19 protein-coding genes are annotated in these 22,562 nt (G+C 46.1%); 18 read left to right on the plus strand and 1 reads right to left on the minus strand.

Annotated features, from left to right (window positions below):
• Position 1 precedes the first annotated feature (1 nt).
• The 3 genes from DESYODRAFT_RS11250 (at position 2) to DESYODRAFT_RS11265 (ending at position 3,429) form a co-directional block, all read left to right on the plus strand.
• On the plus strand, positions 2–1,306 hold the full coding sequence (locus DESYODRAFT_RS11250; protein WP_007783077.1) for an MFS transporter: 1,305 nt from the start codon (positions 2–4) through the stop codon (positions 1,304–1,306).
• Between the two features lie 28 nt (positions 1,307–1,334).
• A complete protein-coding gene (locus tag DESYODRAFT_RS11255) occupies positions 1,335–2,096 on the plus strand; it encodes an SDR family NAD(P)-dependent oxidoreductase (RefSeq protein WP_007783078.1) in 762 nt (253 codons plus the stop codon).
• 586 nt (positions 2,097–2,682) lie between these two features.
• Positions 2,683–3,429 carry an SDR family NAD(P)-dependent oxidoreductase gene (locus DESYODRAFT_RS11265; RefSeq protein ID WP_007783082.1) on the plus strand — a complete coding sequence of 249 codons (747 nt, stop codon included), beginning with the start codon at positions 2,683–2,685 and terminating at the stop codon, positions 3,427–3,429.
• A gap of 206 nt (positions 3,430–3,635) precedes the next feature.
• Here DESYODRAFT_RS11265 and DESYODRAFT_RS11270 read toward each other — a convergent pair whose 3' ends face one another.
• A complete protein-coding gene (locus DESYODRAFT_RS11270; RefSeq protein ID WP_007783083.1) occupies positions 3,636–5,669 on the minus strand; it encodes a sigma-54-dependent Fis family transcriptional regulator in 2,034 nt (677 codons plus the stop codon).
• A gap of 283 nt (positions 5,670–5,952) precedes the next feature.
• On the opposite strand from DESYODRAFT_RS11270, the gene DESYODRAFT_RS29540 reads away from it, so the two are divergent.
• From DESYODRAFT_RS29540 to DESYODRAFT_RS11340, 15 genes are all read left to right on the plus strand, one after another.
• Entirely contained in the window at positions 5,953–6,780 is an 828-nt protein-coding gene (locus tag DESYODRAFT_RS29540; protein WP_007783084.1) for a methyl-accepting chemotaxis protein, read from the plus strand.
• Between the two features lie 411 nt (positions 6,781–7,191).
• Entirely contained in the window at positions 7,192–7,971 is a 780-nt protein-coding gene (locus DESYODRAFT_RS11280) for an SDR family oxidoreductase (RefSeq protein WP_007783086.1), read from the plus strand.
• A gap of 19 nt (positions 7,972–7,990) precedes the next feature.
• Positions 7,991–8,752 carry an SDR family NAD(P)-dependent oxidoreductase gene (locus tag DESYODRAFT_RS11285; RefSeq protein ID WP_007783088.1) on the plus strand — a complete coding sequence of 254 codons (762 nt, stop codon included), beginning with the start codon at positions 7,991–7,993 and terminating at the stop codon, positions 8,750–8,752.
• 329 nt (positions 8,753–9,081) lie between these two features.
• Positions 9,082–10,341: an MFS transporter gene (locus DESYODRAFT_RS11290; RefSeq protein ID WP_007783090.1), complete on the plus strand. Its 1,260-nt coding sequence runs from the start codon at positions 9,082–9,084 to the stop codon at positions 10,339–10,341.
• 136 nt (positions 10,342–10,477) lie between these two features.
• Positions 10,478–11,332, plus strand: a complete 855-nt coding sequence (locus tag DESYODRAFT_RS11295; RefSeq protein ID WP_007783092.1) for a 3-hydroxyacyl-CoA dehydrogenase family protein — start codon at positions 10,478–10,480, stop codon at positions 11,330–11,332.
• A gap of 12 nt (positions 11,333–11,344) precedes the next feature.
• Positions 11,345–12,127, plus strand: a complete 783-nt coding sequence (locus tag DESYODRAFT_RS11300; protein ID WP_007783094.1) for an enoyl-CoA hydratase/isomerase family protein — start codon at positions 11,345–11,347, stop codon at positions 12,125–12,127.
• A 28-nt stretch (positions 12,128–12,155) separates the two neighbouring features.
• On the plus strand, positions 12,156–13,502 hold the full coding sequence (locus DESYODRAFT_RS11305; protein WP_042339629.1) for an acetyl-CoA hydrolase/transferase family protein: 1,347 nt from the start codon (positions 12,156–12,158) through the stop codon (positions 13,500–13,502).
• An 86-nt stretch (positions 13,503–13,588) separates the two neighbouring features.
• Entirely contained in the window at positions 13,589–14,785 is a 1,197-nt protein-coding gene (locus DESYODRAFT_RS11310; RefSeq protein WP_007783098.1) for a thiolase family protein, read from the plus strand.
• A 708-nt stretch (positions 14,786–15,493) separates the two neighbouring features.
• Entirely contained in the window at positions 15,494–15,646 is a 153-nt protein-coding gene (locus tag DESYODRAFT_RS28160) for a hypothetical protein (RefSeq protein WP_169315920.1), read from the plus strand.
• 31 nt (positions 15,647–15,677) lie between these two features.
• Positions 15,678–17,516 carry an acyl-CoA dehydrogenase family protein gene (locus DESYODRAFT_RS11315; protein WP_007783100.1) on the plus strand — a complete coding sequence of 613 codons (1,839 nt, stop codon included), beginning with the start codon at positions 15,678–15,680 and terminating at the stop codon, positions 17,514–17,516.
• Between the two features lie 71 nt (positions 17,517–17,587).
• Positions 17,588–18,643, plus strand: coding sequence for an alcohol dehydrogenase (locus DESYODRAFT_RS11320; RefSeq protein WP_007783102.1), 1,056 nt, complete (start codon positions 17,588–17,590; stop codon positions 18,641–18,643).
• Positions 18,644–18,707: 64 nt separating this feature from the next.
• The gene (locus tag DESYODRAFT_RS11325; protein ID WP_007783104.1) at positions 18,708–19,499 is read left to right on the plus strand and encodes an enoyl-CoA hydratase/isomerase family protein; all 792 of its coding nucleotides are present in this window, start codon (positions 18,708–18,710) and stop codon (positions 19,497–19,499) included.
• A 71-nt stretch (positions 19,500–19,570) separates the two neighbouring features.
• A complete protein-coding gene (locus DESYODRAFT_RS11330) occupies positions 19,571–20,440 on the plus strand; it encodes a 3-hydroxyacyl-CoA dehydrogenase family protein (protein ID WP_345788223.1) in 870 nt (289 codons plus the stop codon).
• Positions 20,441–20,468: 28 nt separating this feature from the next.
• Complete coding sequence (gene fabG, locus DESYODRAFT_RS11335; protein ID WP_007783108.1) at positions 20,469–21,209, plus strand: 3-oxoacyl-ACP reductase FabG; 741 nt, start codon at positions 20,469–20,471, stop codon at positions 21,207–21,209.
• Positions 21,210–21,252: 43 nt separating this feature from the next.
• Positions 21,253–22,560, plus strand: a complete 1,308-nt coding sequence (locus tag DESYODRAFT_RS11340) for a thiolase family protein (protein WP_007783110.1) — start codon at positions 21,253–21,255, stop codon at positions 22,558–22,560.
• The last annotated feature ends 2 nt before the right edge of the window (positions 22,561–22,562 follow it).

The following is a 22,562-nucleotide window of genomic DNA, read 5'->3' on the forward strand; positions in this document are numbered from 1 at the left end:
TTTGGGTACAAAATTGGATTTAAACGTTGAAATAATGAAACCAGCTGGAAATAAACGTTATTTTGCAGTATTTATGGTTGCCTTGATGGTTGGAATAAACTACTTGGATCGAGTGAATTTTAGTGTCGCTACTCCAACAATTATGCAAGAATTTGGACTGGATGCCGGGCAAATGGGAATTTTAATGTCTGCTTTCTTTTGGTCATATACCCTCACAATGTTGCCCATCGGTGGTATTCTAAATAAATTCGGTCCCAAACACGCGATAACAGGGGCAGCAGCCGGGTGGGGCTTAGTGACCATGCTTACAGGTTTGGCATCTAGTTTTACACATTTTTTTTGGGTTCGTATCTTATTAGGAGTAACAGAAGCACCCGGCTTTCCCGCTAGTGCACGTGTGGTTTCAGTATGGACTCCGATAAAAGAAAGGACTTTTTGCTCAGCATGTTTTGATTGCTGTGCCAGAGTAGGCTCTGCGTTTGCACCTCCTTTGGTTGCTTGGTTAATCCTGAGTTATGGTTGGAGAGCATCATTTGTAATTACCGGCGCAATCGCGGTAGTGTATGCATTTTTTTGGCATTTTACCTATCATGAACCGGATGCACATCCAACTATTACCAAGGAGGAACTAGCTTATATTAGGCAGGATGAGATCGTTACTTCAGAAGGCGCTGTCGAAAGTAAACCCATTCCTATGTTGAAGTTATTCTTATATCCGACGGTTCTAAAGATTTCAATCGCTTATGCTCTGTATTTATACGTTTGGACTACCTTTAATTCCTGGATGCCGGCTTATTTAATGCAAGCAAGGGGATTAAATCTGAAACAAATGGGTTTCGCAGCAATGGTCCCTTATATTGTAGCAGTTGTTTGCGAATTATTGGGTGGTGTAGTATTTGACAAATGGAAAGCAAAAGGAGCTACTGTAACCCAGTTGAGAAGAACAGGTATGGGTCTGGCAATGCTGGGTTCCGCGGTATTCATTTGGCTGACGATGCTGGCTTCTACAGCAACAGGAGCTATCATGTACCTCAGTCTCTTTATGGGAATCTTTGCATTCGGAGCTTCAAATGTTTGGGCTATTCCTGGGGATATTGCACCCTACGGACAAGCAGGCGGCGTAGGGGGCGTATACAACTTCGTAGGTAATTTCGGAGCATTATTTTCTCCAATGGTGACAGGTTTTTTCATTGCATCCAAATATGGTTACAATGGTGGATTTACAGTATGTTGTATATTAGCCGTAATTGGAGCAGTGCTCTTTATGATCAGTGACTATACTCGTTTATCGCCTAAATTGGCATAAGATGAGCTTGGAAAAGAGGAGGTACAATATGGATCTAAGTATTAGGCTGGATGGAAAAATAGCTATAGTAACTGGCTCGGCAATGGGAGTAGGCCAAGGAATAGCACAAGGATTAGCTTCTGTAGGAGCACATGTTATTATCGCTGATATCGCCGAAGAAGCTGCTCAGAAGACTGCCGGCGAAATTGTTGATAAGGGCGGTAAGGCTGAAAGTTACCGACTGGATACAACCGATAGCGCTCAATTTAACACCCTAGTTGAATATTTAATGAAGCAATACGGAAGGATAGACATTCTCGTAAACAATGCGGGAATTAACAAACGGAATCTGTGCATTAATATGCCCGAAGAAGACTTCAAAAAGATTATTAATATCAACCTAACTGGTGTTTGGATAGGTTGTAAGGCTGTAGCACCAGCAATGATTGCTCAAAAAAGTGGTAAGATTGTTAACACTTGTTCGGTTATGGGCTATGCTTCATTGCCTGAACTCTCAGCCTATTCAGCTTCTAAGGGAGGGGTACTGCAATTAACCAGGAACCTAGCCTTAGAATTGGTAGATCATAATATTCAGGTAAATGCCGTAGCGCCAGCTTATATAACTACAGAAATGACGCTTAAGCTTAAAGCTAATGCAGTAATATATGAAGACCTGATCAGAAGAACCCCGATGAAGAGATTTGGGACACTTGAGGAGGTTGCGGGGCCAGTTGTCTTCTTGTGTTCAGATTTATCAAACTATATGACAGGGCATACGATGCCTGTGGATGGCGGTTGGTTGTGTTGGTAGCTGCTCTGAAAAAAGACCCTAAAGACATGCCGAAGAATTCCCAGACCCGCAAGCAGGGCAGCTTCGTCCACAGAAGCGAACCCATTGCATGGAGAGGCGGTAAAAGCCCACAAGACGGTGCGGGGATACGGAGCCACGGGTTCACATCAGGTATTACCCTGAGGTTTGGCGGAGTCCCGCACCGGCGAGTGGGCGAGCCTCGGAATGCTGCGGTGAGCGGATGTGGCGAAGCTGCCCGACCCGAGCACTCCCTTTTCATCCTCTGATGGTGCCGCGACATCGGCATGGGCGACTACTCTATGAATTCTCTAGTTCTCAGGTATTTCCAGAATTTCAAAAAAAGTCAATTTTCCTTGGAGAAATTTTAATAATAATCTCTCCAAGGAAATACTATCTTATCCTTTGGTTATTGGGGATATTACCCTCTTCTAATAGTTGCTCAAAGAGATTATACCTAGGGATTAATTGAGCGCATCACCTTAGTGAAGTTATAGATACTAATAAATGCAATTTGTATTGCAGAGTATTAGAGCCAATCGAACGAATTCTGCTCATCATGGAAATTAATTGTCAAGGAGCGATACACATGAACTTCGAAGGGAAAACTGTATTTATTACTGGTGCCGCTTCTGGTATAGGTAAAGGAACAGCACAGTCCTTTATGGATAAAGGAGCTAAGGTAGCTGCTATTGATATTAATCAGGCGGGTCTCGCAGCCTTCGCCGCTGATAATGTTGACAAAGTTGATAGACTACTAACCATCCCCACAAACATTGTGAATACTCAAGAAGTTGATGAGGCAGTAGATGCGGTCATGAAGTGGTCAGGCCAAATTGATATCCTTATCAATTCAGCAGGATTGTATGTGCAAGAAATGTTAACTGAAATGAGCGATGAACTCTGGGACAGAACTATAAAGGTTAATTTGTACGGATCATTTAACTGCACCAGAGCAGTGGCACGTGAGATGAAGAAGAAAAAATACGGAAAGATAATAAATATGGGCTCTATTGCCGGAGAACGAGGATCAATTGCCAACAGCCACTATACGACAACTAAAAGAGGAATTGAAGGCTTTAGCCGTAGTGTAGCATTAGAACTGGCACCCTATAATATTACCGTTAATTGCATCGCACCTGGAATAATAATGACTCCCATATTCAGTGCGGAAATTCTACAAGAACGCGGTGACGCTTGGTTGAAAACCATTCCACTCGGACGCTTTGGACAACCTAAAGATGTTGCAAATGGAATTATGTTCCTGTGTTCCGAATATGCGGATTTCATAACCGGATTTACTCTCGATATAAACGGCGGTATGTATCTGCGCTAAATGTCTGATACTACGAAAACTTCTGCAACAGGGATTGAAGTAGAAAGCAAAAGCCCAAAGTAATCAACGCTCAAGTGGACTACTTTGGGTTTTATCCTCTGGGAGGGATGGTTTAAGTCTGACTTTCGCAAGATTATAGTTGTTCGCCCAATGGTTGTAGCATAATAGGACACGATTAAACATTTGTCCCATGGTTATTTGTGAAGTTATTTTATATTGTATTTAGACATTTTCCTATATAAACAACTTCTTGAAATGTTTAAAGCCTTTGCCACTTCACTTTTGTTATCTTCAAATTTTGACAAGTAGTTTCTGATAAGTTGTTCTTCCACATCTTCTTTGGTAGGGGTATTTCTCCACAAGGAAAGATGGCTGCCTGATGATCTCTGGTATATCTCAGGCGGCAGTAAGTCAATAGTTAACGTATTATTGCGCGATAAGTTGATTGCGCGTTCAATGACATTACTCAATTCCCGGATATTTCCGGGCCAATCATACTCTAAGAGAATATCAATTAAGTTCGGTTCAATTTTATCAATCTTCTTTCCAACCCTGGCGGAAATGGTTCTCATAAAATGGTCTGCCAGAATGGGAATATCACCTTTTCTGTTTCGAAGGGATGGAATAGTAATTGATATTACATTAAGCCTGAAGTATAAGTCATTGCGAAAATTGTGATGTTTGATTTCCTCTAATAAATTTTTATTGGTAGCACTAATCAGGCGTATATTAGTCGGAATGCTCAGATGACCGCCTACTCGTGTTATAGTTTTATCCTCTAAAACTCTGAGAAGCGACGTTTGAAGATCGATAGGCATTTCTCCGATTTCATCCAGAAATAAAGTACCTTGATCAGCCAATTCGAATTTTCCCGGATGCCCTCCTTTGCGGGCTCCGGTAAAAGCCCCTTCCTCATAGCCAAATAGTTCACTGGAAATCAGTTCTCTGGGAATAGCCCCACAATTAACGGTAATGAATGTTTCCTTAGTTCGTTTACTGGCATTGTGAATGGCATGGGCAAATAATTCTTTGCCAACACCGCTTTCACCGAGCAAAAGCACATTTGAATCTGTTTCAGAGGCCATTTTTGCTTGCTCTAACGCTAATTGGAAGGTGCTGCTTTTGCCAATCAGACTATCAAAGGTTATGGTGGATCTGGGCCTCATGATTTTACTGACGACGCTGTGCAATTCGTGGAACACACAGACGGAACCTATTTTCTGATTATTTATTTCATTGACAAGAGGGGTACAGTTGATCATGAATTTCTTTTTGCCTTTTTGAGTTTTGATAAGTACGGATTCTCCATAAATGTGCTTGCAGGAAGTAATTAGATTTATGAAATATGAATTATTTGGCAGCATACGCTCTATGTCCAGGCCTAAATTCTCTTTAGTATCGATACCTAAAAGATGACCGGCACGTTTATTGATATGAATAACTCGTTTATTTTCATCGATGACTATAATACCTTCGGATATTGATTCCATAACAGTTTGTTTTAATGAATTGGCAAGGTTTACTTCATTATAGGCTTTTTCAAGAAGAATTTTTCGTTCAATAGCACTTGTGGCAGCAACAACTATTCCCAATGTATGAATATTAACATGCTTGTAAGGACCTGTGAGATCCAGCACACCAATAATATCTCCGTACTCGTTGTGAATCGGAGCCGCCGAACAAGTTGAAAGAGCCGCACATTTGCAATAATGCTCATACCCATAAACTTGAACAGGCTGATCGAGAGCCAGGGCCAGTCCTATTGAATTTGTGCCCATTACCTTTTCAGACCAATTTGAACCTTCGCTGAAATTACTGTAATTTGTAAAGGCCAGTTCTTCAGTGTCGCCAATTACTTTGAGAAGTGTACCATCTTTGTCACTTAAGGCGACACAAAAACTTGATCCTTTTGTGTAATTGTAGATGTCTTCCATGGAAGGGGCAGCTAAATTTAATAAGAAATGATTGGAACTAAGCAATTGGTTAAAAGCTTCTTTATGGAGAATATCCGTGTTTGTAGATTTAAAAGGGTCCACCTTGTATTGTTTACTTCGTTCCCAGGATTGATAAATGTATTTATGAATAGAAATAGCGGGATCAAATTGGCCTTTATTCAATTTCTCCCAGAGCCGTAACATTTCGAAGCGGTTTGTTTTATTCTGCAAAACACTTCCTCCAATCCGACAATTCTGAATAATCTGTGGATTATTGTTATTGTACAATAAATCTGAATTTTTCATAAGGCAAGAATCCTTCAATAAACGTTTTTATTGGCCTCTTTAAGTTAAATGTATTAATTAACCTTGGCATAAAAATTGCAATAAATAAAAGGTATCGGAATATTCCAATGACGGATAAGTATGGACGCAAGAAGATATTGATTTTGTGTGGATTTGTTTCAAATGATATGCAATTAATCATTGCATATCATTTGAAGCGCCATTTGTCAAATGATTTTTAGTGCAATTGAAAGAGTGTCAATTAGTGGCGCGGACTATAGAACACGTTTGAGGAGTGTAATCGATGAAATTGAAAAGCGTACTTGACATAGCAGCGGAGTTACAGAATTGGTTTGAAGAAGATATTTCTATATCGGTTATGGATGACACAGCTTGTCGGGGTTACTTTCCGCATCCGAGCCTGGATTTTGGAATCAAGACAGGGGATCCCTTGGAAATGTATAAAAACACCGTAAGTTATAAGGCAATCCAAACCCGAAAACGCCAAATTGGTTATGTCAATAAAGACCAATCACAATTTGGAGTGCCCTATGTTGCCATATCCTGTCCAATTATGGACGGGGATATATTACAAGGTGCTATGACGATTATGCGTTCAACCAAGCAAGTTGATTCGTTAGTTGAAGTTGGGGAAGAAATAATGTCGGCTGTCGAGGAACTTTACGCTTCTTCAGAAGAGCTGTCGGCCCAAGGTGAAGAACTGGCTGCGACGGCAAGATACATGGAAACTGAGACGGTGAATGTCAACGAGAAATTAAACAATGTAACTGAAATTACGACAACTATTAAAAGGATTTCCCAACAAAGCAATATCCTGGGCATTAATGCCTCCATTGAAGCTGCCCGCGTAGGGGAGCATGGACGTGGGTTTGCCGTGGTTGCCGAGGAAGTTCGAAAATTATCTGATACTACGAAAACTTCTGCAACAGGGATTGAAGCAGACATTGACAGAGTTTATAATTCAGTCTCATTACTCATCGAATCTGTCAATCAATTAGCTCTTGTAAGTGAGAACCAGTCCCAAGGGGTACTGGAATTGACGAAAGCGTTAAGCCATATCGCCACTATGGCAGAAGAGTTGGTGACTATGGGTAAGCGTAATAGAACTTAAAATCTTTGGGCTGATGTATTTAACTGAAGCGGGAGCGGCGATGAAGCACTATCATTGTACCAAGATGCTACAATAGTCTGACCTATGGTTGTAGCATAATAGGACACTATTAAACATTGTACCATAATTATTCATGAATCAATTGTATATTGTGTTTTGACATTTTTCTATAATAAACAGTTTATGGAAATATTTATAGTTTTTGATGCTTCACTTTTGTTATCTTCAAATTTTAATCACTAGTTTCTGATAAAACTCTTTAAGTGCCTATGTATAAATTAAATTTGGCATAAGAATTGCAAAAAGTAAAAAGTGTACGAATATTCCGATCAAATTATCCGGAAAGGAGCGTGATTCAAGTCTGTACAAGTCCATAGCTTAACTGAAATTACAGAAAGAGGGAGAAGCTACGTGAGACATATCAGGGAATTATTGGACTTAACCGGCCAGGTGGCCATCGTAACTGGAGGAGCAACAGGAATCGGCAGGCAAATGGCTTATGCACTGGGAGAAGCGGGTGCTAATTTAGTTATTGCAGCTCGAAATTTAGAGCGTTGCCAGGAGGCTGCCAGCCAGATGGCAGAGGAACTGGGAGTGCGTGTGCTGGCCGTTGCCCTGGATTTAAGAAAGACTCAAATGATCGATGATCTATATGATTTGGTCATGAAGGAGTTCGGCAGAGTTGATATTCTTATTAACAACTCGGGAACGACCTGGGGTGCTCCAACTTTAGAACTTCCGCTAAAAGGATGGAATAAGGTTATTGAAACTAATTTGACCGGTGCTTGGCTAATGGCCCAAAAAGCCGGCCAGATCATGGCCAAACAGAACTACGGGCGGATTATCAACATAGCTTCCTACTTAGCCTTTGTGGGAACCTTCACTGAAATTATGGATGCCGTGCCTTATCCGGTGAGTAAGGCTGCTCTCATAGGTTTAACCAGAGATTTAGCGGTTAAGTGGGCTAAATACAACATCACCGTCAATGCCATAGCTCCGGGCTGGTTCCCCTCGCAATTAAGCGACGGAAACAAAGAGCACCATGAAGAAATTTCTCAACACTTAATTCCTATGCACCGTTTGGGCAGTGAAGATGAATTGAAGACCGGAGTCTTATTCCTTGCTTCCCCGGGATCAAGTTATTGCACCGGAATTACCCTAAGTATTGACGGGGGATTATTGGCTGTTTAATCTAGGAGGCCTTGAGAAAATGAAGTTTGATCTGAGGTTGGACGGTAAGGTAGCCATCGTAACCGGTGGAGCCATGGGCCTGGGGAAAGGGATTGCCGCCGGACTGGCTTCCCTGGGAGCCGGAGTGGTAATCGCTGATATAAATGAACAAATCGGTCAGCAAACCGCGCAGGAAATTATGGCTGACGGCGGCAACGTTCAGTTTAGGGCAGTTGATGTAACCAACGCTGAGCAGTTTCAAGACTTTGTTGAGCAGGTAGTTAAGCAATTTAACCGGATTGATATTTTAGTAAATAATGCGGGCGTCGCAGCAAAAAGCCATTGTATAGATATGCAGGTAGCGGACTGGAAACGAATTATTGACATCAATCTCACCGGATCCTGGCTAGGCTGCAGAGCCGTAGCTCCGGTCATGATCCAACAAAAATCAGGAAAGATCATCAATATGTGTTCCATGTTTGGCTTTACTGCTATGCCGGGATTGTCTGCCTATGCCGCCAGCAAGGGCGGAGTCAATCAATTGACAAAGGCACTCGCCTTGGAGTTAATCGAACACAACATTAACGTTAATGCTGTAGCACCGGCCTATATCGCCACAGAACTTACCGCTAATATGAGAAAGGATAAGGAACGCTTTAATGACATAATGGCCAGGACTCCCATAAAGCGGTTAGGAACTATAGAGGAAATTGTTGGTCCGGTAGTGTTTTTAGCCTCTGATCTGGCCAACTTCATGGTAGGACACACGATGCTGGTTGATGGAGGATGGAATGCCTGGTAAAGCGTCTTTATGCAGATTAAGAACTCAAAAAAAGAAATAAGGAGGAATGGGTTTAATTTTCTGAAAAGTCGGTATTGTCTGCCGGAGACAGCAGCGGGCTTTGGCGGGGGAAAGCTTAGGGGTTATGGTCTGTAAATAGAGTTACCTTATCATGTTCTCAGAGAAGAGATACTCTCGTCATGATTTTTAAGGAGGATGAAGGGAATCTATGGAAGGATGGAAACAGATACTGATCCTCGCCTTATACCTTGGGCTTTATTTCGTTGTGAAGAAATTTGTGGTGGGGCGATTCAAGAGAGTTTAAAAAGAACTTTTTGGGAGGAAATGAGATGGCGGAATTATCCTATAACCAAAAAATAATAGCTGATCCTCTTAAGTATAAGTATAAGGCCTTAACCGGTGCCATATTGGGTTATATGTTCGATGCTCAAGACTTTATGGTTCTGGCCCTGGTTATTCCTTTGCTGGTAAAAACCTGGGGCATTAGTTTAGCCAGTGCCGGGTTAATAAGTACAGCGACTATCTTTGGCGCGGCCTTAAGCGGCTATCTTTGGGGACCAATGATCGATAAATTTGGACGCAAGAAGATGCTGATCCTGTGTCTGGCCTGGTTTGGTATTTTCACCTTCTTGTGTGGATTCGCGACAAATTATACGCAATTAATCTTATTAAGATTTATAGCCGGTATAGGGCTGGGGGGAGAATGGGTTATTGGTGCGGCTTTAATCAGTGAATTCTTCCCTCCTGAACAAAGGGCTCGGGCTACTTCGGCAGTGCAGAGCGGCTGGCCCCTGGGCTATGCTCTGGCTCTTGGCGTAAATGCCTATTTGGTTCCAACCTATGGTTGGCAGATCCTTTTCTTTTCAGGAATTCTTTCTTTGATTGCAGCAGTCTATATCGCTGTATTTGTTCCGGAGTCACCAGCCTGGTTAAAAGCCCAAATCAACAAAAGTCAAGGCAAAGAATCTGTCTCCAAAGCGGAGGTTAAGGCGGCAACCTGGACTGATCTGCTCAAAGGAGCCAACCTGAAAACCACCTTATTGGCTTTCGGACTTTGCGCAAGCTGTCTGGTCTCTTACTGGGGAGCGGGATCGTGGATTCCGGCCTACCTTTCGGCAGAACGGGGCCTGAATGTAAAAGACATGAGCGGTTATTTGATGATTTTAAATGTGGGGGGCTTTATCGGTTATTATGTTTATGGATATTTTGCGGATAAAGTCGGACGTCGGGCAAACTTTATTTTTGGATCACTGGCCTCGGCGGCAGTTATGCTGATCTGGATCAACCTCAGCAGCCCAACAGCTATCTTGTGGATGGCAGGGGTATTTGGTTTTATAACCTACGGCTATTGGGGACCACTGGCAGCCTTTGTTTCTGAACAATTTCCCACCAATGTGCGCGGGATCGGAACAGCTTTTGCCTATGCCAGCGGCAGAATGATGTCCGCCTTAGCTCCTTTTTTGATGGGTGGCATTGCCAGCAAATACAGCCTGGGTTTTGCCTTGGGATTAGTATCCGTGATCTATGCGGCAGGTGCAATCTTCGGATACTTTATGAAAGAAACGAAAGATATCATTATAGTTGACTAGCTCAGTTCGGTGCTGCAATTAATTATGACATGGGTTGAGGGCTTGGCCCGGAAGGTCATTCCTTTTGGGCTTAGCCCCATCAGTGTGATATCTGAAAAACTAAAGATTTTCCTTTAATCGTTTGGAGGTAGACTATATGGAAATTAAGCAAGTAGGCGTCTTAGGTGCCGGAACTATGGGAGCCGGTATTGCCCAGGTTTTTGCTGAAGCAGGGCTGAAAGTAATGTTGGTTGACATTGACAGCAATATGCTGCAGGCTGCTTTGGGGAAAATTAAGAAGTCCTGGCAGAAAGCAGTAGAAAAAGGCAAGATCGATGATGCTGTCAAGGCTGCCAGGGAAGCCTTGCTTGAATGCAGCGGGGATATGTCCGGGTTTAAGGACTGTGACCTGGTCGTCGAAGCCATCGTCGAAGAAATCGGGGTCAAACAAAAGGTCTTTCAGGCCATGGCCGATATTTGCCAGGAACAGGCAATTTTGGCAACCAATACTTCGGCTCTCAGCATCACGGAAATAGCCGCTGCAACCCAAAGGGCTGACCGCATCCTGGGTATGCATTTTTTCAATCCGGTGACCGTCATGAAACTGGTTGAGGTTATTCCCGGCCTGGAAACCAGTATGAGTACCACAGAGGCTGTTGTGGAACTGGTCAAGAGAATCGGTAAAGAACCTGTGATTACCAAAGAGGCACCGGGGTTTTTAGTTAACCGCATTCTAAATCCCTTAGTGAATGAGGCGGCCCTGGTTTACCAGGAGGGTATGGCCAGTGCGGAAGAAATCGACAAGGCGATGAAGCTGGGAGCGGGCCTGCCCATGGGACCGCTGGCTCTGGCCGACTTAGTGGGTTTAGATGTGGTCCTAAAGGTCACGGAATATTTGTTTAAAGAATTTGGCGAATCAAAATACCGCCCGGCCCTGGTTCTCAAGCAGAAAGTTCGAGCGGGGCATTTGGGTGTAAAAACCGGCAAAGGGTTCTATGATTACAAGAAGTAATGAGGGAAAGTTATGCGTGAATTTAAAAACTTAATTTATCAAAACGAGGATAACATAGGGATAATAACCTTGAATCGCCCTAAGGTTTTAAATGCCACAAACAGCGAGTTATTAAAGGAATTGGCGGAACTGCTGGATGAGATTTCAGGAGATGATAAGGTAAGAGCACTAATTCTTACCGGGGGAGAGAAAGTTTTTGTTGCCGGTGGGGATATTCAGTTCATGTCTCAGGCAGCACCCCTGGAAATGGAGAAGTTTATTGCCCTGGGACACAAAGTCTATGACAGGATCGCTAATTTCAACAAACCAGTCATTGCCGCCATATTCGGAATGGCTCTGGGTGGGGGATGTGAGCTGGCCTTGGCCTGCGATATCCGCATAGCCGCAGATAATGCCAAGTTCGGTCAACCGGAAATTAACCTGGGTATCATCCCTGGTGCAGGCGGTACTCAGAGGCTTAGCCGGGTCGTCGGCCCAGGGTGGGCCAACTATTTGATTATGACCGGGAGGATTATCAAGGCGGATTTAGCCCTGAAGATCGGTCTGGTCACAGAAATCCTTCCTGCCGGGCAACTGATGACCAGGGCCAGGGAATTAGCCTTGGAATTAGCCGCCAAATCCCCCGTGGCGATGAGATTGGCCAAGAGCTGTATCAATAACGGAGCAAACAGCAGTTTATCCTCAGGCCTGCTCTATGAGCAAAAGGTATGGGCTTTATTGTTTGCTACTGAGGATCAAAAGGAAGGAATGAATGCCTTCCTGGAAAAAAGAAAACCGGAATTTAAAGGCAAATAAGGTTTCTTTAGATTGGAGTGAGGTAAATATGAGCTATCTGCAGGAATACCGGAGCAAACTTAGATCAGCCGCAGAGGCGGTAAAGGTCGTCAAGTCGGGAGACACTGTTCACTATGGTGAGTTTGCCATGGCTTCTCACGTTTTAGACGAAGCATTGGCCCAGAGAAAGGATGAACTGTATGACGTAGTGATCAGAACCGTATCCAATTTATTTCCCCCGAAAACGGTGCTGTCAGATCCAGAAAAAGAGCACTTTATCCTGCATGAATCCTTTATGAGCGGGGCGACCCGCAAATTACATGACCAGGATATGGGCTACCACCTGCCGATTACCTACCATGAATGCGGCAGTTACTACGGCTTGGGCACCATACCCGTGGACGTTGCTCTGTTAAAGGTAGCACCTATGGATAAACATGGTTACTTTAATCTGGGTGTGTCCAATTCAGTAACTCCCAATGTTTTAGCCGTCGCGAAAAAGGTCATTGTGGAAGTGAATACCTCTATACCCAGGTGTTTGGGGGGAGTTAAAGAGGCTGTCCACATTTCCAAAGTTGATTTCATCGTGGAAGGGGACAATAAGCCGCTGATTGAGATTCCTCCTGCCCGGGTAAGTGAAGCAGACAAGGCAATTGCCGCCCTGATTATGGAAAAGATTGAAGACGGCGCCTGCCTCCAGTTAGGGATCGGCGGAATGCCCAATACCATTGGCAAACTGATCGCCGAATCCGATCTCAAGGACATAGGGATCCACACGGAAATGCTGGTGGAATCCATGGTGGATATGTATGAAGCAGGAAAAATCACCGGGGCCAGAAAAACCTTGGATCAGGGGAAAATAGTCTATACCTTCGCTATGGGCACCCAGCGGCTTTATGATTTCATGGATGACAACCCTGCTTGTGCCAGTTTTCCCGCTGATTATACCAACAATCCCTATATCATTGCCCAAAATGACAAAGTAGTCTCCATTAACAACTCCTTGGAGATCGATCTTTACGGGCAAATCTGTTCGGAATCCTCAGGAATCAGGCAGATATCAGGTACTGGGGGGCAATTGGATTTTCATTTCGGAGCCTACAAATCAAAAGGCGGCAAAGGGTTCATCTGTCTGAGTTCAACTACGACCAATAAGAATGGCGAGCTGATATCCAGAATAAAACCCATTTTAACTCCGGGCGGAATAGCCACAGTTCCCAGAAGTTTAATCAGCTATGTAGTCACCGAGTATGGCATAACCAAAATACTCAAAGGGCTCAGTACCTGGGAAAGAGCAGAAGAATTAATTAAGGTAGCCCATCCAGACTTTAGGGATGAACTTATTAAAGAAGCCCAGAAAAACAAGATCTGGAGAAGGTCCAATAAAATCGTTTAACTATTACTAAAATGATAATCCAAATTCCCTTGACCCAGCAATGTTGGCAAAAAAGAAGATTGATTGAATTTAGAGGGGGAGTTATTTTGAATCGGGAAGTAGTCATTGTCGCGGCAGCTCGTACTGCTATCGGTGATTTCCAGGGAAGCTTAAAAAAGCTGACAGCCGTTGAGTTAGGCACAATCAGCGGTAAAGGGGCCTTAGAGAAGTTCAAGATTGATCCCGGTGTGATTGATGAAGTGGTTGTAGCTCATACTTTGCAGGGGGGCGCTAAAGGGAACCCCGCTCGTCAGGTTCAGAATAATTGCGGCATCCCTATGGATCAAGGGGCCCACGCCGTAACTGTTAACCAGCAGTGCGCCTCAGGGATTCGCGCCCTGGAGATAGCCTACCACGATATCCTTCTGGGTAAAAGTGAGGCGGCTTTTGTAGGGGGGATCGAGAGTTTCAGTAATGCTCCCTACTACCTATTCAAAGCCAGAGAGGGATACCGGATGTTTCACGGCAACGATGGCCCTTGGGATTCCATGATTTACGACGGTCTGCAATGCGGCATCATGGGATATCATATGGGCATTACTGCCGAAAACCTCCAGAAAAAGTATAACATTTCCCGTGAGGAACAGGATGAACTGGCCTTTATCAGCCACACTCGTGCGGTTCAGGCCACTCAGGCAGGCAAGTTTAAAGAAGAGATTATTCCTATTGAGATCAGCTCCAAAAAGGGAACCAAAATAGTTGATACGGATGAGCATCCCCGCGCCGACATAAGTAAGGAATCACTGGCTAGAATGTCGCCTGTTTTTTTAAAGGATGGCACGGTTACGGCGGGAAATGCTTCAGGTCTGAATGACGGAGGCGCTGCCCTGATCATCATGACCAAGGAAAAGGCAGCCGAGCTGGGTTTGAAACCTCTAGCCAAGGTAGCAGCTACTGCCAATTATGGGGTTGATGCCAGCATTATGGGGATCGGTCCGGTTTATGCTATCCCCCGGGCGCTTAAATATGCCGGCTTAACTCAAGAGCAAATTGGATATTACGAAATCAATGAGGCTTTTGCGGCCCAGTGGCTGGCCTGCAATCGCGAACTGAAGATAGATATGGATATGGTAAACGCTAATGGTTCCGGGATTGGTCTGGGACATCCCACCGGGTGTACGGGAGTAAGACTGGTCGTGTCGCTGGTTTATGAAATGAGAAGACGTGGGGTTCAGTATGGGTGTGCTTCTTTGTGCTCCGGCGGGGGGCCGGCGGGAGCAGTGATCGTTGAGTTATGTGATTAGAGGCTCACGCCGCCGTGACGCCAGTGGATAAGGGGCCGTATCCGGGTCGGGCAGCTTCGCCCACATCCGCTCGCCCAGCACTCCGAGGCTCGCCCACTCGCCGGTGCGGGACTCCGCCAAACCTCAGGGTAATACCTGATGTGAACCCGTGGCTCCGTGTCCCCGCACTGTCTTGTGGGCCTTTACCGCCTCTCCATGCGATGGGTTCGCTTCTGTGGACGAAGCTGCCCTGGCTTTCGGGACTGGGGTTCGCTTGCTGCATGGTTCTGGGCTTGTTAGGGTAATGTTTTTGGGTTTGTAAAATTTTTCAGGATAGATGCCTATGCTGCTGACGCAGCACCATCAGAAGATGAAAAAGATTCCACGAAGCCTTACCAGCCTCCCCCTAAAGTTCTGCTTACATTCCCAACAAACTGGCTGAAGGAGCGCTTGTCTGCTAAGCGGATGCGTCAGTGGAGCCGCGCTAAGGCGAGCGCAGACGGTTCGCGTCCCCGTAGCGCGCCGCAGGTTCACATGCAGAAATACCCAGAGGTTCGGACGCGCTCGCGAACCGTCCAGCGAGCCAGCGGCAGAACTCGCAGACGCGTGCAGATAAGCGCTCCGCCCCAGAGCCAGACAGTAGAACGACCTCCTTTCTAACCCCAGGAGGCTTTTTTCAGGATAGCCCTTCATGCCGCTGAAGCGCACCGGCAGAGGGTGAAAAAGAGAGTGCTCCGGGTCGGGCAGATTCTCCACATCCTGCAAGAAAAGCTAATTCGTGCGAAGACAGTGTCTTCGTCACCGCAGCATTCCGGGGCTTGCCCAATCGCCGGTGTGGGCGGTGGATACAAGATCAGTGCCAGGAAAAAGGTATTAGTGTAAATATTAACATAATAAGAAGGTGTAAGGAAAAATGGGAGCAAATTTCGCTTATAAAAATACCAGGGATCTGCAGTTCATTTTGCAAGAATGGCTTCCCAGCGAAGAAATCTTTAATTATGACCAATTCAAAGACTACTATGCCAAGGAAGAGATAGGGTTAATTTTGGATCCCATCCTCAAATTATGCAAACAAGTGGTGGAACCGGTAGCGGAAGAAGTTATCAAAAATCCGGCTAAGTTTGAGAATGGCAAGGTCATTTCCCCGACCGGGATGGGGGAGCTGTTTAAACGTTTGCAGCAGGAAGGCTGGGGAACCAGCAACATCAGTGAGGACGAGGACGCCATGGTCCTGCCTCATATTTTGTACGCTATGATCTGGGAGCTGATCGGAGCGGCCAATCCGTCCCTGACACCTTATATTGAGCTTACGGATGGATCTGCCAATTTAATTCAGACCTTTGGGGATGAGAAACTTAAAAAGATGTTTTTAGCGAAGATGATGGATGGCAGCTGGTCCGGGACCATGTGTCTGACTGAGCCCGGTGCCGGGTCGGATGTGGGGGATATCACCTCCAAAGCTTATGCCACCGCTGACCCCGGAATCTTTAAAATTAAGGGCAGCAAGATTTTTATTACCGGCGGTGACAATGACTTCACAGAGAATATAATTCATCTGTTTCTGGGCAGGGTGGAAGGAGCCAGACCCGGAACTGCTGGGATTTCTCTGTTTATTGTCCCCAAGTACTGGGTTAACGAGGATGGCAGTCTCGAAGATAATGATGTTCAGACCACCGGCATAGAACATAAAATGGGCCTGCTGGGCTCTATTACCGCTTCCCTGACCTTCGGTGAAAATAATGGTTGCCGGGGCTGGCTGCTGGGTGTCAATCCTCTGGAGAATGAAGGCAAAGGAAACGGCATGGCCCAAATGTTCCAAATGATGAATTTAGCCCGTTTGGAAACAGGACTCTCCGCCCTCTCCAGTCTGTGTAATGCCTTTTACAATGCCAGGGACTATTGCCAGGAAAGAATTCAGGGCCGGCTGGCTGCGGATCCCAAGGGCGACCGGGTGGCGATTATCAGACATGAGGATATCAAAAGAACCCTTCTCATGGGCAAGGCGCATATGGAGGCCATCCGGGCCATGATGTACAAGACATTTTTTGCGTTTGATGTACGCCATCGTGATCCGGATCCGGAAATCCGCAAAAAAGCCTCTGAGCTCATTGAGGTGGCTACTCCCCTTTGTAAAGCCTATACCAGTGATGAAGCATGGTGGTTAATCGGGGAAGCCCTGCAGACCTATGGCGGATATGGTTACATGAACGAATATCCCATCAGCCAGATAGCCAGGGATGTCAAGATCTATTCTATTTGGGAAGGAACGAACTTTATCCAGTCTATGGATCTGGTGGGACGCAAATGGTCACTGGAGAAAGGGGAGGTCTTTGCCCGGTTTTTACAAAGCATCAGAGAATTCTGCGTCAGCAACCAGAGCAATCAGGACTTCCGGGGAGAGTTTGAAATTCTCCGTCAGGCCCTTGAGGCCTATGGAGAGATCCAAGCGGCCATGCAAGCATATAAGAGTGAGAACCGGCCGGAAATGATTCCCCTTTACTCCCGCAGAATCCTGACAGCTACGGCCCAGTTATATGCCGGCAGTCTGATTCTCGACCAGGCTCTCCTGGCCGAAAAAAGGATTAAAGAATTGGGTCGGGATCATTATGACTATGCTTTCTATGCCGGTAAAGTAGCAGCGGCCAAGTACTATTTGGGTAATGTGGTTCCCAATGTGATGACCATGGCCAACATTATTAAGAATGGTGATACTTCGGCAATCGACATTCCCGTTGAAGCCTTTGATTATTAATAATATGGAAAAACCATAATCGGAAAATGACCGTTTAATTGAGTTGCTAAAGGTAAAAGGGGTGAACAAAGATGGATTATATGAAGGCCGTCGTCTTTCACGGCAATGATGATCTCAGGTTTGAGTCGGTTCCCCGCCCACAGATCATTAACCCCGGTGATGCCCTGGTGCGGGTAACGACCTCCACAATCTGTGGTTCGGATATCCATATCAAGCATCACGGCGAAACCATGGGAGTTAAACCCGGCAATATCATCGGGCATGAATTTGTGGGTATCGTTGAGCAGGTTGGCGGGCAGGTCAGCAACTTCAAGACCGGGGATAGGGTTGCGGTGGCCTGTGTCTTCAGCTGCGGGGAGTGCTTTTATTGTCAAAAAGGCATTCACTCCCAATGCCCCCAGGGCAGTGTCTTCGGCGGCTCGGGAAAACTCGATAACAGAGGAGCCCATGCGGAGTATGTGAGAGTTCCTTTCGCCTCCAGGGTCATGCATAAAATACCGGATACTTTGTCTGATGAGGATGTTCTCTTCGTGGGAGATATACTGTCCACCGGTTATTACGGGGCCGAGCGCGGTGAAATAAAAGCCGGCGACACAGTTGTGGTGATTGGCTCCGGACCGGTGGGTATGTGTGCCATGATCTCTGCCCGTTTGTTTGGAGCTGAGCAGATCATTGCTGTTGATTTGGACAATCACCGCTTAGGTATTGCTTTAAACCAGGGAATAGCTGATAAGGCCATTAACCCTCAATCAGAAGAGCCCCTTAAAGTCATCAAAGATCTGACGGATAACCGGGGGGCTGATGTGGTCATCGAAGCAGTGGGCAGCAAAACAAGCTTTGAAGCTGCTTTCCGCTATATACGGCCGGGAGGAACAGTCTCCCTTCTGGGGGTATATACCATGGGGGTGGATTTCCCCATTAATCAACACTGGCGCAGGAACCTGTCGGTGAAGATGGGACTGGTAGAGGTTACCCATATGAATTTACTCATTGAGCTGATTAAAGATGGCCAAATAAACACTAACTTTCTCATATCTCATGTTTTACCCTTCACTGAAATCATGAAAGGATATGAACTTTTTGAAAACCGGGTGGATAACGCTCTGAAAGTCGTTTTAAAGGGTTAATACCCGTCCGGTTCAAGGAGCTGGTCCAGCTCGCCAAGACTATAAAGGAGCAGGTGGTGATGTCATGGAAAATCAGGAATACACGTCCCTTCTCTGTGAGCAGGAGGAAGGCGTGGCCATTGTAGTAATTAACCGGGCTGAGGTTATGAATGCCCTTAACGGCCAAGTTTTTAATGAACTTGGCAGAATCTTTGCCGAACTGGAGGCAGACGATACAGTTCAGGCGGTGATTTTAACCGGCAGCGGTAAAAAAGCCTTTGCTGCCGGGGCAGACATCAGCCAAATGCAGAAGATGACCACTCTTGAAGGGCGTAAACTGGCCCTGGCTGTCAAAGCAGCCCAGGATAAGATAGCCTCTCTGAGCAAACCGGTGATAGCGGCGGTTAACGGATTTGCTCTGGGTGGCGGCTGCGAGGTGGCTATGTGCTGTGACTTCCGGATTGCCGCTGAGAATGCCAGGTTCGGTCAACCGGAAATCAACCTGGGTATCATACCCGGCGGCGGAGGAACTCAGCGTCTGACTAATCTGGTGGGTTTGGCCAGAGCTAAAGATCTGGTCTTAACCGGAAGAATCATTGATGCCCAGGAAGCCCTGAACATAGGCTTGGTCAACAAGGTCGTAGCGGCGGAGTTACTGATCAGTGAAGCTAAAAAACTGGCTTATAGTCTCGCTGAGAAGAGCGGCTTTGCCTTGAATATGGCTAAAGTGGCCCTGAACCAGAGTGTCAGTTTGGATCTTGAAAGCGGGTTGGATTATGAAATCGAGTGTTTCGCGGCTTGCTTCTCAACCTATGATCAAAAAGAAGGCATGGCTGCCTTTGCGGAAAAAAGGAAACCGAAATTTATGGGCAGATAAACGTTATGTCCGATAGACCTTTAATAACTTCTAAACAATGATTGAGACTAAAAGACTCCGGAAAAAAGACGATTGAAAAAGGGGTGTTAAGCAACATGGAAATTAAAAATGTGGCAGTTATCGGTGCCGGTGCCATGGGCCTAGGGATTGCCCAAGTGTCGGCTCAGGCGGGTTATCAGGTCAGTTTAAATGATATATCCGAGAATAGCTTGGAAAAGGCCATGAAAGCCATTACCAAGTCGCTGGATAAGAGCGTGGAAAAGGGTAAGCTGACGGCTGAGTCCAGAGATGAGATTCTGGGCCGGATCAAAACCACCACTGATTTGGCCGGAGCTGTCCGGGATGCCGACCTGGTAGTTGAGGCAGTTTTTGAAAACCTTGCCCTGAAACAGGATATTTTCAAGAGGATCGATCAAATAGCTCCTCCGCATGCTATTTTTGGCTCCAACACATCCACCCTTCCCATCGCGGCCATAGCCGGCGGCACAGGACGGCTGGACAAATTCGTGGGAATCCACTTTATGAATCCGGTTCCCTTGATGAAGGGAGTGGAGTTGATTCGCGGCCGTCATACTTCCGACGAAACTCTGCAGATCAGCTTGGATTATGTTAAGTCTTTAGGCAAAGAAACGGCTGTAGCCGCGGACTACGCTGGGTTTATCGTCAGTCGGATTCTGGACGCCATGCTTAATGAGGCGGTGAAGTGCGTGATGGATGGCAACGATCCTGAGGAAATTGATAAGGCCATGAAGCTCTGCTGCAATTTCCCCATCGGACCGCTGGCCTTAATTGATCTGGTAGGTGCGGATATAGTCCTTAAGGGCCTGGAAACCATGAAAGGAGACTTCGGGGATAAATACACTCCCGCGCCGCTGCTCCAACAGATGGTCAGAGGCGGTGACTTAGGCCGAAAAACGGGCAGAGGTTTCTATAAGTATTAAAATTGAGAAAATCAAGGAGGAAAATCGTATGCTCTTAAAAGACAAGGTAGCCATTGTTACCGGTGGGGCAAGAGGAATCGGCAGGGAAACTGCTCTGGTCTTTGCCCGCGCAGGGGCCAAAGTGGTGGTGGCCGATTTCGATAAGGAAGCGGGAGAAAAAACCGCCGGCGACATTAACACATCGGGCGGCCAAGCCATTTTTAGGCAAGTGGACGTGACGGACAGGGATAATGTTCAGGCCATGGTCGATGAAACCAAGGAGCGCTTCGGTCAAATCGATATTTTGGTCAACAATGCGGGAATTACCGCCGATGCCATGCTGCTTAAAATGACGGAGGCTCAATGGGATAGGGTTATCGGAGTTAACTTAAAGGGTGTCTTTAATTGTACCCAGCTTGTCGTTCCGGCCATGGTTGAACAGGGAGGGGGAGTTATTCTTAACGCCTCTTCTGTGGTTGGCCTGTATGGCAATATCGGACAGACCAACTATGCCGCGACCAAATCGGGAGTTATCGGGATGACCAAGTCCTGGGCCAAAGAACTGGGCAGAAAGGGTATACGGGTTAATGCTGTGGCCCCGGGCTTTATTATCTCCGACATGACCGCCAAGGTTCCGGAGAAGTTACTGGGAGTCATGAAGGAAAAAACAGCGCTGAACCGGCTGGGTGAAGTGCAGGACATAGCTCATACCTACCTGTTCCTGGCCTCGGATTACGCTTCCTATATAACAGGTCAGGTGCTGGGGGTTGACGGCGGACTGGTAGTCTGACGCGGCGGATGAGCTTTAAAACAAAACCAGGGGAGTGAAGAAGATGAGTTTTAAGAAAAGTAACGACGACATTGTTTGCGTAAGCGCCGTCCGGACGCCCTTCGGTCGTTTCGGCGGGAGCATGAAAGATCTGGATATTTACGATTTGGGCGCCATTGCCATGAAGAATGCCATGGAGAAAATCAAGTTGGATCCCAACTTAATTGATGAGGTCTGGTGGGGGAACGGGGACACTACCAACTGTAAAGACCCCTTTACGCCCGTGGTGGCCCGGCAAACCATGCTCAAGGCCGGAATTTCCCCGGAAACACCGTCCATAACTTTCGACCAGGCTTGCACTTCAGCCTTGACCACGGTGAAATACGGAGCCAGAAGCATTAAATTAGGTGAGGCTAAAGTGGTCATGACGGGCGGCTCCACTAGTTTCAGCACCGTGCCCTTTTTACTGCGGGATCTTCGCTGGGAGGGGAAGAAGCACAGCTCCTTTATGGCTGAAGACCCCATCATTCCCTTGGGATACAAAGACTATGCCCCCGTCGCCGTTGACTCCGGCAACGTGGCCATCGAATATGGAGTATCACGGGAAGAGCAGGATGAATTAGCCTATAAAAGCCACAAGAACTATGGTGCGGCTTGGGAGCGGGGTTTCTTTCAAAAGGAAATGACCCCTCTGGAAATAATCAAAACAGATAAAAAGGGCAAGGTTATTTCTAATTTAATGCTGGATAAAGACGAACAATATCGCTCAGATATTACTCCGGAAGCCCTGGCCAGGTTAAAGCCGATTTTTGGCAATCCCACCTGTACTGCGGGTAACGCCCCGGGAATGAACGACGGTGCTGCCGCCCAAATTTTCACCACCAGAGAATACGCCGAGGAACTGGGGCTGGAAATAATTTATACCTTAGTATCTGTTGCGGCCATTGCTTTGCAGCCAAGAATCATGCCTGTCTCCCCCGCCTTCGCCATTAAGAAATGCTTAGATGAAGCAAAGCTGACAATGGATGATCTGAAATATCTGGAGATTAATGAAGCTTTTGCCTGTGTGCCGCTGGTTTCCTGCAAACTTCTATCCAACGGCAGATTCTTAAGCGGTGATTATAAGGATATGGTTAAAGAGGCATCTGAAAAACCGATTTTGGATAATGACGCCCGGAAATATCAGGATTTAAAGAATAAGCTAAATGTTAACGGCAGTGCCATTGCTACCGGTCATCCCAACACTGCAACCGGAGCTCGAATCATGATGACGGCAGCCTACAATTTAAGAGAGAATGGCGGAGGTTTTGCGGCCTGTGCTATCTGCGGCGGTTTAACCCAGGGTGCGGGAGCAATAATCTGGGTTGAATAAAG

The organism is Desulfosporosinus youngiae DSM 17734, from assembly GCF_000244895.1.
In the GTDB taxonomy this organism is placed as follows: Bacteria; Bacillota; Desulfitobacteriia; order Desulfitobacteriales; family Desulfitobacteriaceae; genus Desulfosporosinus; species Desulfosporosinus youngiae.

What these genes read in the sequence shown, in the direction of transcription:
- DESYODRAFT_RS11315 (WP_007783100.1), top strand. Translation starts at nt 15,678, where the DNA reads ATGGGAGCAAATTTCGCTTATAAAAATACCAGGGATCTGCAGTTCATT.
- DESYODRAFT_RS11285 (WP_007783088.1), top strand. Translation starts at nt 7,991, where the DNA reads ATGAAGTTTGATCTGAGGTTGGACGGTAAGGTAGCCATCGTAACCGGT.
- DESYODRAFT_RS11325 (WP_007783104.1), top strand. Translation starts at nt 18,708, where the DNA reads ATGGAAAATCAGGAATACACGTCCCTTCTCTGTGAGCAGGAGGAAGGC.
- DESYODRAFT_RS11265 (WP_007783082.1), top strand. Translation starts at nt 2,683, where the DNA reads ATGAACTTCGAAGGGAAAACTGTATTTATTACTGGTGCCGCTTCTGGT.
- DESYODRAFT_RS29540 (WP_007783084.1), top strand. Translation starts at nt 5,953, where the DNA reads ATGAAATTGAAAAGCGTACTTGACATAGCAGCGGAGTTACAGAATTGG.
- DESYODRAFT_RS11270 (WP_007783083.1), bottom strand. Translation starts at nt 5,669, where the DNA reads ATGAAAAATTCAGATTTATTGTACAATAACAATAATCCACAGATTATT.
- DESYODRAFT_RS11300 (WP_007783094.1), top strand. Translation starts at nt 11,345, where the DNA reads ATGCGTGAATTTAAAAACTTAATTTATCAAAACGAGGATAACATAGGG.
- DESYODRAFT_RS11305 (WP_042339629.1), top strand. Translation starts at nt 12,156, where the DNA reads ATGAGCTATCTGCAGGAATACCGGAGCAAACTTAGATCAGCCGCAGAG.
- DESYODRAFT_RS11320 (WP_007783102.1), top strand. Translation starts at nt 17,588, where the DNA reads ATGGATTATATGAAGGCCGTCGTCTTTCACGGCAATGATGATCTCAGG.
- DESYODRAFT_RS11340 (WP_007783110.1), top strand. Translation starts at nt 21,253, where the DNA reads ATGAGTTTTAAGAAAAGTAACGACGACATTGTTTGCGTAAGCGCCGTC.
- DESYODRAFT_RS11295 (WP_007783092.1), top strand. Translation starts at nt 10,478, where the DNA reads ATGGAAATTAAGCAAGTAGGCGTCTTAGGTGCCGGAACTATGGGAGCC.
- fabG (WP_007783108.1), top strand. Translation starts at nt 20,469, where the DNA reads ATGCTCTTAAAAGACAAGGTAGCCATTGTTACCGGTGGGGCAAGAGGA.
- DESYODRAFT_RS11255 (WP_007783078.1), top strand. Translation starts at nt 1,335, where the DNA reads ATGGATCTAAGTATTAGGCTGGATGGAAAAATAGCTATAGTAACTGGC.
- DESYODRAFT_RS11290 (WP_007783090.1), top strand. Translation starts at nt 9,082, where the DNA reads ATGGCGGAATTATCCTATAACCAAAAAATAATAGCTGATCCTCTTAAG.